This is a genomic window from Paenibacillus dokdonensis, from assembly GCF_004916975.1.
Lineage (GTDB): Bacteria > Bacillota > Bacilli > Paenibacillales > Paenibacillaceae > Paenibacillus_AQ > Paenibacillus_AQ dokdonensis.
Map to the genome: position 1 here is coordinate 3,703,229 of NZ_STGQ01000001.1, position 14,618 is coordinate 3,717,846.

The following is a 14,618-nucleotide window of genomic DNA, read 5'->3' on the forward strand; positions in this document are numbered from 1 at the left end:
GCCGTTAAACCATGCCGCCCGCATCTTCAACGATCCTCATAGCCTTGTCAAAGGAATCTTCGTCAACGACTACCGTCAGCAATATATCCCTTCCCGTCGGTCCCCCTTGGCCTCCATCGCTCATGCCGCTCGATGACGGGTCGGCAGCAGCCAGGATCGCGGAAGACTCACCGCTTAGCGAGGTTCCATAAATTGCCGCTGACAGGCTGACCATATCTCCGGCAAAGGGCTTTACGGCTCCATACATGCCGGTTCCGGGATAACGGCTGAAGCGGTCTATCGACATGTCGGCCACGCGCAAGACCTGCAGCTTCCTGGCCGCACTTTCGGCCTCCTCCGGACTTTTGAAGTAGGCAAGAATATTTTTTTCACTCAACATGTTCACCTGCTTGTATAAAGAGTCTGGTTGCATACCCTTACGTAATGGTTCGTAGGCCTGCATTCGCCATAGGATTAGGTTCTGCTGAAGCTGAAATGAATATGCGCTTTGAAGTGAACTTGAAACATTTACTTGAAAATAAAAAACAAAAAAAGCCGACCTTATAGGCCGGCTTCATGTAAAACCACAATCTATTTTTTGCTTAATCAGTCTCCGCGGAAAGCACGCTTCATCCGGTCAAAAAAGGATTGCTCATGCTCATGCGTCTGCTCTCCATCCATCGAGGCAAACTGACGCAGCAGGTCTTTTTGCTCATCGCTCAGCTTGCTTGGCGTCACGATAACGACCTTCACATGCTGATCCCCCTGTCCGATACCGCGCAGGCGAGGAACGCCTTTGCCCTTCAGACGGAAATAGGTTCCAGTCTGGGTACCCGCAGGAATTTTGAGCTTCACTTTTTCGGTAAGCGTAGGGATTTCAATTTCATCCCCGAGGGCCGCTTGTGCGAAGGTCAACGGAATTTCGCAGTAAATATCATCGCCTTCACGCTCAAAGAAATCATGGGATTTCACGCGGATCACGATATACAAATCACCCGAAGGACCACCGCGCAGGCCGCCTTCACCCTCACCGGTCATGCGGAGCTGAGCTCCGTCATCGACACCCGCAGGAATTTTGACATGAATTTTGCGCTGCTTCTTCACCTTGCCGTTGCCGTGGCAAGTTGGACATTTGTCCTTGATGATCTGGCCAGTTCCGTTACAGTTCGAGCAGCTGCGACGGTTCACCATACGGCCAAACGGCGTATTTTGAACCACTTCCTGCTGGCCTGAACCGTTACATACGGAACATGTTTGCGGCTTCGTGCCCGGTTTAGCGCCTGAGCCATGACAAGTGTCACAGTTTTCGGTACGAGGAATCGTAATATCCGATTCTTTTCCGAAGACAGCCTCTTTAAATTCGATCGTCATCGTATACTGCAGGTCATTCCCCCGCTGCGGTGCATTTGGATCGCGGCGTCCGCCGCCACCTCCAAAAAACATATCAAATATATCGCCAAAGCCGCCGAAGTCACCACCCTGGAATCCTCCGCCCATACCCTGGTTCGGATCAATATGACCGTATTGGTCATAAGTGGAGCGCTTCTGGTCGTCGCTGAGCACATCATAAGCTTCCTTAACTTCTTTAAACTTGGTTTCCGCGTCAGCCGCTTTGTTGACGTCCGGATGATACTGCCGTGCAAGCTTGCGGTACGACTTTTTAATATCTTCATCGGAAGCGTCTTTGCCTACGCCCAGTACCTCATAGTAATCACGCTTATCAGCCACTCTTCCACCCCCGTTGTTTCCTTTAGAATATGCCGCTCATGGAAAAAGGAAAGCCAAAGCAGCGGGATGCCCCGGCTTTGACCTTCCCTTCCTGAACATAACTTTCTATAGGTTAACCTTGATTCTTGTCCTCGTCAACAACCTCATAGTCAGCATCAACTACGTTGTCTTTTTTGGGCGCGCCTTCCTGGCCGCCTTGAGCGCCTTCCGCACCTTGCTGAGCCTGAGCCGCTTGCTCATACAGCTTAACAGACAGCTGCTGCACGATTTCAGTCAATTCCTCGGTTGCCTTTTGAATTTGCTCCAGATCGTCGGTTTCGAGCGCAGCTTTCACTTTATCTTTCGCTGCATTCGCTTTTTCCACTTCGCCCGCATCGGCCTTGTCGCCAAGGTCTTTGATGGTTTTTTCTGTGGAGTACACGAGTTGGTCGGCGTTGTTTTTCGCTTCAACCAGATCTTTACGATTGCGGTCTTCCTCGGCGTGAGCCTCGGCATCCTTCATCATGCGTTCAACTTCATCATCGCTGAGGCCGCTGGAAGAAGTAATCGTGATTTTTTGCGTTTTGTTGGTACCTTTGTCCGTAGCAGATACGTTTACGATACCGTTGGCATCAATATCAAAGGTAACTTCAATTTGCGGTACGCCGCGTGGTGCTGGAGGAATGTCTCCCAGCATGAAGCGTCCGAGCGTTTTATTGCCTGCTGCCATTTGACGCTCACCTTGCAATACATGAATCTCAACGCTTGGCTGGTTGTCAGCATAGGTCGAGAAGACTTGCGATTTGCTGGTTGGGATCGTCGTATTGCGCTCGATCATTTTTGTGAACACGCCGCCTGCAGTTTCGATACCAAGGGACAGCGGAGTTACGTCCAGCAGAACCACGTCTTTAACATCACCTGTCAGTACGCCGGCTTGAACCGCTGCACCAAGGGCAACCACTTCATCCGGGTTAACGCCTTTATGAGGATCTTTGCCTGTCAGCTTCTTGATCGCTTCCTGTACAGCAGGAATACGAGTAGATCCACCGACCAGTACAATTCTATGGATATCGTTAGGAGTCATGCCTGCATCGCTCAGCGCTTGGCGAGTTGGTCCGAGTGTACGCTCAACCAGATCAGCAGAAATTTCCTCGAATTTAGCACGGGTCAGGTTAACCTCCAAATGCTGAGGCACTCCGTCTACCACAGTGATAAATGGCAGGGAGATTGTTGTTGTCAAGACGCCGGAAAGCTCTTTCTTCGCTTTTTCAGCTGCGTCCTTCAAGCGTTGTACAGCGGCTTTGTCCTTGCTGAGATCAATGCCTTGTTCCTTCTTGAATTCATTCACGAGGTAATCAATGATAACTTGGTCGAAATCGTCGCCGCCCAGGTGGTTGTCACCACTTGTCGCTTTTACTTCGAAGAAGCCGTCGCCCAGTTCAAGAATCGATACGTCGAAAGTACCGCCGCCCAGGTCATATACCAGGATTGTTTGGTCTTCGGATTTTTCCAGACCGTAAGCAAGTGCTGCTGCAGTTGGCTCGTTGACGATACGAAGGACTTCAAGACCAGCGATTTTACCTGCGTCTTTGGTCGCTTGACGCTGGCTGTCATTGAAATAAGCAGGAACGGTGATTACTGCTTGAGTAACCGTTTGTCCGAGGTATGCTTCTGCATCGGATTTCAGCTTTTGCAGAATCATAGCTGAAATTTCCTGTGGAGTGTAATCTTTTCCTTCAATTGTTTCTTTATGGTTCGTACCCATGTGGCGTTTAATGGAATGAATGGTACGGTCTGGGTTTGTAATTGCCTGACGTTTTGCTGTTTCACCGACGATACGCTCGCCGTCCTTTTTAAAACCTACAACCGAAGGGGTTGTACGTGCGCCTTCCGGGTTAGGGATAACAACGGCTTCGCCGCCTTCCATTACGGCTACGCAGGAGTTGGTGGTTCCAAGGTCAATACCGATAACTTTACTCATAAGATATTTCCTCCTTCAGAATAAATGAATGTTTTCATATATTTAAACAGCCATGAAATTACATGCTGACTTTAACCATTGCCGGGCGTAACACTCTGTCTTTGAGAATGTAGCCTTTTTGCACTTCCTCAACAACGATGCCTTCTTCATACTCATCGCTTTCCACCTGCATGATCGCTTGATGGAATTCTGGATTAAACGGCTGTCCAACCGTTTCCATCGGCTCCAGACCCTCGGCTTTCAGAACGCCTTCTAGTTGACGGAAGATCATGCCAACGCCTTTCGCGAAGGAATCACTGTCTGCAATGTCACCTGCTGCGGTAATAGCCCGCCCGAAATTATCAATAATAGGGAGCAGCTCCGTAATCAGCTTGGACGATGCATATTTTGCAAAGTCTTCTTTCTCCTTCTGGGTCCGTTTACGGAAGTTGTCGAAATCCGCTTGGGTCCGCAGTGCGCGCTGCTGGTAATCATCGGCCAGCGTCTGCAGGCGCTCAACCTCATTTTGAAGATGTGCAGTATCCAATACCTCCACATTTCCCTCTTCTGTAGAAGAAGCATCTGCTTGAGCAGCTGTGTTTTCATTTTCCACCGAAGGTTCCTCGTTGGTTTCATTCAATTCGTTTTCATGCTCTTGATAGTTTTGGTTTTCTTTCAAGATGTCTTCACCTCCTTAATATGCTCTATATCTTTTTGTGCCAAACTTTCGCTTCATTTCATGTCATTCCTCATACCCGTGTGCGCTTCTCATCTTAATAACATTATGAATGCGCAGTACTGCCGCAGCAACCTCACCAGCCGTCTGCAGGCCGTGAATTTTGACCAAAGCGGGATCTACAATGCCCTTCTCCTCGTAGTGAATCACAAGTCCGGAATCGCAGTCCACTCCCATGCCGTCACAATTCTCTGTTAGCTGCGCGGCACGTGCCTCTTCCATCTTCTCAAGCGGATTGTAGCCAGCGTTCAGCAGGATTTGGGACATCGGTTTACGAAGGGCTGCAGCGACAGCTGCAATGCCAAATGCCTCCATCCCTTTCACAGCTTCACGCTGCCGCTCCAGCTCATAGGAAACGGCAAGCTCAGCGGTGCCACCGCCGGGGAGGATACCTCCTGCAATAGCTGCCTGAAGTGCAGAAGCTGCGTCAGCCGCGATCCGGGCTGATTCACCTACCACTTCAGCGGTGCTGGCACCAACAATGAGCGTCACAAAAGGCTCCTTCTTTTGTCCGCCGCTCCTGATGCGGACACGCTCTAATGTCTCATCATAGCATGCCCAAGGAGAAAAACCGAGCAGTCTTCCAAGTGACTCCCGCTCTTTATGTAACGCCGTCCGCCGCAGCGGAACGGCACCGGTCATTGAGCTGACGCGCGCCAGGTCATTCCGGCTTACTCGTGGAATGACCATGATTCCATGATCCATACAGAACTGTTCTGCATCCGGATGAATCCCTTTTTCCAGCAAAATTAAACCTATACCGAGATCAGCCAACACATGCAAATCGCGGGTAAACCGCTCACGCAGTTCCATATATCGGGCAAAACCGGCTTCAGTCGTCAACACTTCCTCATCCAGGCTTTCAGGCTCAAGCGCATCATGCAGGATAAGAATCCGTGTATCTTCAAGAACTGGCGTATCATGTGGATACAATGGCAGCTGTCTCAGCAGAAGACCCTCAAACACCTCATTGCTGCCCTTTTCATGCGAGGTCACGGCATCAGCCAGTAAGTAGGAAGGATCCTTCAGCTTGCGTATTCCGATTATCGAAGCAGCTTCCATCACAAGAGCCACGATATCTTCCCGTTCCCTGCCAGCCACGTATACGGCTTTGGCCAGCAAGGGATCTTCCAGATCCTCGATCTCTCTTGCTCGGGCTTGCAGGGATTCGGCAGCCATCTTGACTCCCTGCTGCATGCCTGCAACCACTTTGGAAGCAGGCACGCCTCTGACGATCTGGGATACCCCTTCCTGGACAAGTGCGCCCGCCAGAACGGTAGCTGTGGTTGTTCCATCCCCTACCTTCTTCTGCTGGGAGCGTGCTACCTGAATTAGCAGCCTTGCCGCTGGATGACTGACATCCATTTTATCCAGAATAGTGACCCCGTCGTTCGTAATAATCACTTCACCCCGGTCACCCACCAGCATGACATCAAGCCCTTTAGGACCCAGGGTGCCTTCAACCGCCGAGGTAATGGCCCGGACGGCATTACTGTTGTTGAGCAGTGCCGCGTACCGTTCCTCGCCTTCGCGTACCGGCTGCTGACCTTGACTCATCCGCCTCAAGCCTCCTTATTTATAAAGCTTTGATAGCATCGTCGTCAGGTCCTTCGACAGAATGCCAAGCAGACTCATCACCCTGGCATATTCCATCCGCGTAGGACCTAGAATGCCGATCGTTCCCAGCGCCTCGCCATCCAATGAATAGGTTGCTGTTATCAAGCTGCAGTTGGCAAAGGCCTCATGGTCATTTTCGGTACCAATCCGCACTTGAATCCCTGCAGAGCCCTGCGTGGCAGCCATCATTTTCATGAGTGTAGGCGTTTCTTCGAGGAGGTCAAGGATGTCCTTGACCTTCTCTACATCTTTGAATTCGGGCTGGGTCAACATATTCGTTGCACCGCTCAAATACACGCGCTGATCGGTATCCGTATCCACAAATATATTGTCCAAGATGCCTATCATTTCTTCAAAATTGGTTAAGTGACGCTCCATTTCCTGACCAAGCTCACGGTAAAGCCTGGTTTTGAGCTTGTAGAGCGGAACATTGACCAGCTTACTGTTAAGCAGATTTACCACTTTCTCCATTTCTGAAACAGAAACGCCAGGCGGTACAGATACCGTTTTGCTCTCAACCTGTCCAGTGCTGGTCACGATAATGGCTACCGCAGTCGTTTCGTTGAGCGACAGCAGCTGAAAATGGCGAAGAGACGTATGAAAAACTTCCGGCCCAAGCAGGATGGAAGTGTAGTTCGTAATATGGGAAAGAATCATGGCGGCATGCTGGATGACCTGTTCCGATGCGTTCAGCTTCTCCGCGAAATAGTTGCGCAGAGATCGCAGCTCCGTCGGGAGCCCCTGATAGATCGGTTCAAGATGGTCCACGTAATATCGGTAACCTTTATGAGAAGGGATGCGTCCGGCCGATGTATGGGGCTGTTCCAAAAAACCCAGATCCTCCAGGTCAGCCATCTCATTGCGTATCGTCGCAGGACTGTATCCGACATCTCCCCGTTTCGATATGCTGCGTGAGCCGACAGGTTCCGCAGAGCGGATATAATCGTCAACAATGGCATTCAGTATCAATCTTTGGCGTTCGGTAAGCATGTCTTCCCCTCCCCCCTGGTTGTTGATTATCGCCAATCGTTAGCACTCGACTTAGATGAGTGCTAACCGCTAATACAAAAATACCAAACTGACATGAGCATTGTCAAGTCAGTTCGGTATCATGGGTCAATAATGGACTGTGAAATTAATTCACCACTGGAAACAGCGATTTTCTATTTAATCAAGGTAATCTCGGTGTCCCGGCTCGAATCATAATAACTGTAGAATCCAGGATTGATCTCCAGCGTTTGATTCATCTTAAAGTTCGGGTATCTTTCGATATTTTTGCTCTGTGCGCTTGGTCCCCTCGGCGTATATTCCGGATAGAGGTCTTGACCGTCCACGCGGAGCATGGATTGGCTGATGCCTTTAAATTCCTTCGAATCAGACTCCGATTCGACGACTAGATCATTCCCATCCATATAGTAATTGAAATGAACCGCGAATGACTCCAGCTTCATCTCAGCTGTCTGCTTCTTCGCAGCAGGTTTGTTCAGAATAAGCCAGTTTGCGGAAGTATCCCTTTTAGTGACAACCGCATCTTTCAAAATCATCTTCATCGGTACCTTGGACCAATCCTTGTACCACTCCGGTGATTCAAAAGCGAACACATGCTGATACTTTTTCGGGTCATCTCCTTTTATCGTGTAGGAGCCTGTGATCTCCCGATCGCCAACCAGCAGCCGTATGTCTTTATACATGACATCACCATTTTTGTCATGATCCTTCATCGGCATGTCATCCTGAATACCGGCAATAATCTCCAGTGGCGTGACTGTCAACTGATTCAGCGACATACCCGCCTTTTGCTTAAATTCATCGCTGGATTGCAGCGGCTGCGAATAAACCGCTTCGCTCGCTTTTTTGCCATCCGCTTTAAAATTGAAAGACCACGTACCCGCAATCCGCTTCGCTTCTTTCATATAACTGAAATGCAGCTCTGCATTCCCCCATGCTTCGGCGGTCAAATTACTGAATACCTGCTCAATAAGTACGTTCTTATCTTCCGGTGGAAGCTGGGTCAGCATGCCCCGACTGCTTCCGCTTCCCGTCTTTACAATTATATGCGGATCTCCATGTCCATGGTCATTCGAATCGGCTGCTGATACGTTATACCGTACGGCTAAACTGCTTTTGGACTCCGTGACCGACTTTATGCGGATGGAAGGGTATCGCGCTTCACCGGTAGAGACGGTTTCTCCTGCTTTTGGTATCTGATTCAGGGCAATGTCCTTGTCTTTGTAATAAACAAGACTGCCTGCTTCCAGTGTGTATGTTTTTTTGCCTTTCTGCAGATAGTCTTTGGTTTCATATATCCCGAGAAGCTTTCCACTGGATTCATCGTAATTCAGGTACCCATTGACCGGTTCTTCCTTGCCTGCTTCGTCCTTGATCACCATATGTTCCAGTTCCACAGCATCATAATCGCCCGGTTTCATATCGGAATCTATCGAGATCAGAAACTTCATTCTTTCCCCGTCCGTGACTACACCTTTCAAGCTCATTGTAATATCCTTGCTGCTTACATCGAGATTATAACGTTGGCCAACTCCATTATTCAGTGCATTAGTTACACTCCGGCCACCGTAAAGACTATCCCAATTCAGCGTAACCCCCGCAAACACAGGAACGGCAACGACCATAAAACACGAAAAGACGATGGCAGCAGGTATGAATTTCTTTCTGGATTTTGGAGTTGGAATCACTTGCAGAGAGCCTGTTCTGCGCATCGCTGCTTCTCGTTCAATGTCAGTCCACATCTGATCATAATTCGGGCGGGGGGGATCCTGATCATTTCCCTGAAGCCCATTTTTATAGAAGCGACTCATTTCCAATCATCTCCTTTGTTTGAAATACCTTCATTTGCTGCAGCAGCTTGATCCCCCGGTTTAATCTCGATTTAACCGTTCCTTCCGGAATATTGAGAACATTCGCAATTTCCGGTATTGTCATTTCATTTACATAACGCAGGGTAACAACTATGCGGATCTTATCTGGCAGTCTGCCATACACTTGATAAAACTCCATTTTGATTTCGCGCTGATCTACACTCTCTTCAACCGGATTGGATATGCGCGGTCGGGTCAGCAGATAGGCACTCAGTTCCTTGGCCCAGCCGTTTTTACGTCTTCTGAGAACACTGCTGCACTCATTTGAAGCGATTCTGAGCAGCCATGGTTTGAGTTCACGTACTTGCGACCTGTCAGCAAGCAAGGCTTTGACGAACACTTCCTGGCAAATATCCTCGGCGTCTGAACGGTTTTGCATCATGTAAAAGCACAGATGATAAACTTGTTCCTTATACGTCTCAAAAAGCTCGCGGTCATTCACTCCGATTACACCTCCCTTTTGGATGTCTTGTCTATTTGACCGATAACTTCGGATAATCGTTCATTTTTTATGGATAATGAAGCAGACCCCTTCAGCTCAATTCATTATTAAAATAAAAAAAGACCACTTCTCATCAGTCATATTACATGACTTGATTAAAAAGTGGTCTATAAAAATAATCGGATTCAAGCAGTTATTTGGTACTTACCGCATGAATACATTTTTCAAGCGTTTCAATCATAGCCGCCTTCACATCATACTCTTTATAGCGTAAAACCGGCATCGTATCCTGCGGATCCAGATAAGCATCACGGTTCTGCGTCTCGGCCGTATCACCTATGTGTATTCCGTGTTCTTTGCCATGAGCCCATGCTTCGGCATCCATCTTCTCCATTGCAGGTTTCATTTGCTCAATCGGCATGACGACCACCTTCGTTTCTTTTTGTCCAAGCAAATCTGCAATAATCTGATGAAACTCACTATGCTTCATATTTATTCCGCTTATTGCATAACCTGTTCGATGCTGGCCGTACTCAATCGCACCAACGGCAGCCTCAGCGACCTGTTCGACCGTAACCATGGCAGTTCCTCCATTTAATACCGGTACGATTTCCTGGTCTTTCACACGATCTACAAACATGGTCCATAGCGGCATACGACCTGGCATAACCCCAAAGATATACGGCAGACGCAAAGTCATGACATCCATCCCGCCTTCACCTTCCATATAAGCCACTTCTTCCTGCAGCAGACGGGTGCGAGGATACGCATTATGTTCCTTAAGATTCAAATCCGTCCAGACTTCTGTGAAGTGAGCAAAATACGAGCCGAACAGCACGAACTTTTTGACACCGGCTATTCTGGCAATTCGGGCTAAACGCTGTGTAGGCAGTACGTTCGCTTCATAGAAAAATTTCATTGCCGGTGCGTCGGGAACGATGCGTTCATCCGCACCGGCAGCGTAGACAAATGCATATTTACCTTTTAAAAGATGGAAGACCTCTTCATCACTCATTGCATTAATATCACCCAGCTGGCAATCAACTTCCGGAGGAAGCAAACCGTCTGCAGGCATAGGAGGAAGCGAGATTGTCGATACGCCATAACCTCGTTTTAATAACTCTTTCACGGTATAGTAACCCAGGAATCCGGTTCCACCTAGTACAAATACATCTTTCATGATGTTCATCTCCTTTTATTATAAGAAAGACGTTGCTTTTTTTTGAGATGTGAAATATTGTATTTCTTAATTTTAGAATAACACTTATTTCCATCCATGAATCATGGAGTAGTGATTATTATGTGAATTTTTTCTCATAGTATTATAACAACAAAAAACCACTTCCCAACGGTCATTTGAACATGACTTGAGTGGTAAGTGGTCCATTTTTATAATGATTCAGCTTTACGTTAGTCCAGCATCTTAAGCACGGCAATTTCATCACAGCAGGACTGCTTGCTGCAGTTGACGCAATCGGTCCATACTTTTTCCGGGAAGATTTCCTTCTCCACCACAGAAAAGCCGTTTTTCACAAAAAAAGATACTTCATACGTTAAAGCCATAATTTTGGGAATGCCCTGGCGTATTGCTTCCTCTGTCAGCTTGTTCACCAGCATGGAGCCGATGCCAAGCCCTTTATGTCCATCCATAATACCAAGGGAACGAATTTCTACCAGATCACTGCCCAAGCGGCAGAGCGAGCCGCAGCCTATGACTGTGCCGTCCATTTCCGCAACGACGAATTGATCCAACTGCTTCTCAAGTACCTTCCGGGACCGAGGCAGCATGATCCCCTTCTGTGCGTATCCATCAATCATATGAAAGAGCGGCTCAACATCCTCCGCTACCGCAATTCTACATGTGACTACAGCCGGCATCTTACTTCTCCTCCTAAGTTCAAGGATGATGCAAAACAGGCTCATGCCTGTAGTCAATTGCGCATCCTCTATACGTGCTGTTTTTTTAATATGAATAAATATACAACATCACGCATAGAAGTTCAAGTTATTCTTTAATGGTCAGAGACCCGATAAATGTGCCAAATACATCATTTCCAAACAGAAGCCCTTGCTCACTGAGCCGATAGCCTGTGCCCGTTTTTTCCATCAGTCCGGCATCCAGCATTTTACCCAGCGGTTCAGCGAAAACCTCCTCGATGGTAAGGCCAAATTGCTCTTCAAAATGACTTTTTGAAACCCCGCTCATCACGCGCAGACCAACCATCATGAAGTCCTCCATCGCTTCCTCTTTCGGAACGGTAAAGCTCTCCATCCGCGGCAGCCCTTCTTTCGTGGCTTCTGTATACGGATTGACGCCCTTGATATTCATGTGGCGCTGATGGCCTACATACCCGTGAGCTCCGGCACCGAGTCCGTAATAGTCTTCATTCAACCAATAAGCCATGTTGTGACGGCTGTGATAGCCGGGCTTGGCAAAGTTGCTGATCTCATATTGCTCGTAGCCCGCTTTTTTCATGCGATCCATCAGGAGCAAATACATTTGCAGCTCGTCATCCTCATTAGGAAGCGGCAGCTGATTCTTTTTAAACATCGTATGGAAAAGTGTATTCTCCTCTACCTTCAGACTGTATATGGAGTAATGAGGCAAATCCAGCGCCAGTGCCTTATCCACGCTCTCCGCCAGCATTTCCACCGTCTGGTTCGGCAGGCCGAACATCAAATCGATCGACATATTTTCGAAGCCGGCTTTACGCGCGTTTTCCAGGCTCTGATATACATCATCCGTATCATGAATTCTTCCGATGCCTTTGAGCAGCTCATTCTGGAAGGATTGTACGCCGAAGCTGACGCGGTTCACACCACCTTCGCGCATCACGGACAGCTTTTCCAAATCGGTAGTACCCGGGTTGGCCTCCATGGAAAACTCAATCGAGTCGGACCAATCCGGGAAATAGGTGCGGACCGTCTTCAAAAAGTATTCCATTTCATCTGGCTTCAGAACGGTCGGGGTTCCGCCACCTACGAAAATGGTCTTGATTTCGCCAGGTGGAACCTCCTTAACCGTCCGTTCCATTTCACGCTCAAGGCCTTTCAAATATTCCATTACCGGCTGATTCTTCAGCACATAGGAGTTGAAATCGCAATAAAAACACTTGTTGGTGCAAAAGGGAATGTGAAGATAGACCGCTTGCGGTTTCCGATTCCCCTGGGACATTACGGCTTCCGCAGCATGCGGCTTAATGATTGTCATTGTCCAATTCCCTCCTTATCGTATACGAAAATAGCTATCGAAATATACTTACCGAAGACGAAATGCATGTAGACTTCGGATTTCTTGTTGTCATCTAAAAATAACCCCACAAAGTGGGGCTATTCCATTTGGAGATTATTCAGGTACTTTGCGGGAACCCCGAATATTTAAGGGAAAGCCGCCAGCGGCTCTCCCGTGAAAGTAACATCCTAATTGTCGTCGATTTTGAGAACGGCCATAAAGGCTTCCTGCGGCACTTCTACGCTTCCGACCTGCTTCATGCGCTTCTTGCCTTCCTTCTGCTTCTCAAGCAGCTTCCGCTTACGCGAGATATCGCCGCCGTAACACTTTGCAAGCACGTTTTTACGCATCGCCTTAACGGTTTCACGCGCAACGACCTTTGTTCCAACCGATGCCTGAATCGGCACCTCGAACATTTGGCGTGGAATGATTTCGCGCAGCTTTTCGCAAATAATGCGTCCACGATGGTATGCACGATCACGATGCACGATGAACGACAGCGCATCCACCTGCTCGTTGTTCAGCAGGATATCCATCTTGACCAGATTGGATTTGCGGTAACCTGAGATTTCATAGTCAAAAGAGGCATAGCCCTTTGTTCCGGATTTCAGCTGGTCGAAGAAATCATACACGATTTCTGATAGCGGGATTTCATACGTTATCGTTACGCGGGTTGTGTCCATGTATTCCATATTCACGAATTCGCCGCGCTTATTCTGGCATAGCTCCATGACTGTACCTACATAGTCATTGGGAACGATGATACCTGCTTTGACATACGGTTCTTCTACAGCTTCGATTTTGCCGACCTCCGGATAGTTGGATGGGTTATCGATCTGAATGGTATCGCCATTGGTCAGGGACACGCGGTAAATAACGCTTGGTGCGGTCGTGATCAATGGAATATTGAATTCCCGTTCGATACGCTCCTGGATAATTTCCATGTGAAGGAGTCCGAGGAATCCGCAGCGGAAGCCAAAGCCCAGCGCACTGGAAGTTTCCGGTTCAAAGCTCAGTGATGCATCATTCAGCTGAAGCTTCTCGAGTGCTTCACGAAGATCGTTATATTCCGAAGTTTCAATCGGATACAAGCCGCAGTATACCATCGGATTAATCTTCCGGTAGCCCGGCAGCGGCTCGGCAGTCGGGTTCTTCGCATCGGTCACGGTATCGCCGACACGGGTATCCCCGACATGCTTGATGCCGGCGACGATAAATCCGACATCGCCAACCAACAGCTCGTCCACGATGGTCATCCGAGGTTTAAAGGCACCGACTTCAATGACCTCAAACGTTTTGCCTGTCGCCATCATTTTAATTTTCGAACCTGTTTTAATGCTTCCGTTTAAGACACGGACATACACTATAACACCTTTGTATGGATCATAGTGCGAGTCGAAAATGAGAGCTTTCAGCGGTTCCTCCGATTCTCCTGTTGGAGCCGGAACCTGTTTCACGATCTGCTCGAGTATTTCCTTGATACCGATGCCCGCTTTCGCCGAAGCATGTACTGCTTCACTTGCATCCAGGCCGATAACATCTTCAATTTCCTGCTTCACGCGTTCCGGATCAGCGCTCGGCAGGTCTATTTTGTTGAGAACCGGAATAATCTCCAGATTGTTATCCAGTGCCAAATACACGTTTGCCAGCGTCTGTGCTTCAATACCCTGCGCAGCATCCACGACCAGAAGTGCGCCTTCACATGCTGCTAGGCTCCGCGACACCTCATAGGTAAAGTCGACATGCCCAGGTGTATCGATCAGATTGAGTAGATACTCCTGACCGTCATCCGCCTTGTATGTAAGATGCACGGCCTGCAGCTTGATGGTGATGCCGCGTTCGCGTTCCAAATCCATCTGATCCAGTACCTGTTCCTGCATTTCGCGGGATGTTAAAGCACCCGTATACTCCAAGATCCGGTCGGCAAGCGTTGATTTACCGTGGTCTATATGTGCAATGATACAGAAATTTCGAATATTTTTTTGCCTTGCTTGTACGTCTGTCATGCCCTACCCCCAAAACAGCCTGATGTGTCAATCAATTCATTATAGCAGTTGAGATAAAGG

12 protein-coding genes are annotated in these 14,618 nt (G+C 48.4%); all 12 read right to left on the reverse strand.

Going from position 1 to position 14,618, the window contains the following annotated elements:
* Positions 1-4: 4 nt before the first annotated feature.
* Positions 5-376 carry a hypothetical protein gene (locus E6W40_RS17165; RefSeq protein ID WP_136606567.1) on the reverse strand — a complete coding sequence of 124 codons (372 nt, stop codon included), beginning with the start codon at positions 374-376 and terminating at the stop codon, positions 5-7.
* A 209-nt stretch (positions 377-585) separates the two neighbouring features.
* On the reverse strand, positions 586-1,707 hold the full coding sequence (gene dnaJ / locus E6W40_RS17170; protein WP_136606568.1) for a molecular chaperone DnaJ: 1,122 nt from the start codon (positions 1,705-1,707) through the stop codon (positions 586-588).
* A 112-nt stretch (positions 1,708-1,819) separates the two neighbouring features.
* Positions 1,820-3,667, reverse strand: a complete 1,848-nt coding sequence (gene dnaK / locus E6W40_RS17175; protein ID WP_136606569.1) for a molecular chaperone DnaK — start codon at positions 3,665-3,667, stop codon at positions 1,820-1,822.
* Positions 3,668-3,725: 58 nt separating this feature from the next.
* A complete protein-coding gene (gene grpE, locus E6W40_RS17180; RefSeq protein ID WP_136606570.1) occupies positions 3,726-4,325 on the reverse strand; it encodes a nucleotide exchange factor GrpE in 600 nt (199 codons plus the stop codon).
* 63 nt (positions 4,326-4,388) lie between these two features.
* Complete coding sequence (locus tag E6W40_RS17185) at positions 4,389-5,939, reverse strand: TCP-1/cpn60 chaperonin family protein (protein WP_136606571.1); 1,551 nt, start codon at positions 5,937-5,939, stop codon at positions 4,389-4,391.
* A 15-nt stretch (positions 5,940-5,954) separates the two neighbouring features.
* Entirely contained in the window at positions 5,955-6,989 is a 1,035-nt protein-coding gene (gene hrcA, locus E6W40_RS17190) for a heat-inducible transcriptional repressor HrcA (protein ID WP_136606572.1), read from the reverse strand.
* Between the two features lie 173 nt (positions 6,990-7,162).
* Positions 7,163-8,818 carry a DUF4179 domain-containing protein gene (locus tag E6W40_RS17195; protein ID WP_136606573.1) on the reverse strand — a complete coding sequence of 552 codons (1,656 nt, stop codon included), beginning with the start codon at positions 8,816-8,818 and terminating at the stop codon, positions 7,163-7,165.
* The gene (locus tag E6W40_RS17200; protein ID WP_136606574.1) at positions 8,802-9,320 is read right to left on the reverse strand and encodes an RNA polymerase sigma factor; all 519 of its coding nucleotides are present in this window, start codon (positions 9,318-9,320) and stop codon (positions 8,802-8,804) included. The genes E6W40_RS17195 and E6W40_RS17200 overlap by 17 nt, the downstream gene beginning before the upstream one ends.
* 193 nt (positions 9,321-9,513) lie before the next feature.
* Positions 9,514-10,500, reverse strand: a complete 987-nt coding sequence (locus tag E6W40_RS17205; RefSeq protein ID WP_211147018.1) for an NAD-dependent epimerase/dehydratase family protein — start codon at positions 10,498-10,500, stop codon at positions 9,514-9,516.
* Positions 10,501-10,730: 230 nt separating this feature from the next.
* The gene (locus E6W40_RS17210; RefSeq protein WP_136606575.1) at positions 10,731-11,198 is read right to left on the reverse strand and encodes an N-acetyltransferase; all 468 of its coding nucleotides are present in this window, start codon (positions 11,196-11,198) and stop codon (positions 10,731-10,733) included.
* 127 nt (positions 11,199-11,325) lie between these two features.
* Positions 11,326-12,495, reverse strand: a complete 1,170-nt coding sequence (hemW, locus tag E6W40_RS17215) for a radical SAM family heme chaperone HemW (RefSeq protein WP_136607052.1) — start codon at positions 12,493-12,495, stop codon at positions 11,326-11,328.
* Between the two features lie 245 nt (positions 12,496-12,740).
* Positions 12,741-14,558 carry a translation elongation factor 4 gene (gene lepA / locus E6W40_RS17220; RefSeq protein ID WP_136606576.1) on the reverse strand — a complete coding sequence of 606 codons (1,818 nt, stop codon included), beginning with the start codon at positions 14,556-14,558 and terminating at the stop codon, positions 12,741-12,743.
* Positions 14,559-14,618: the final 60 nt, after the last annotated feature.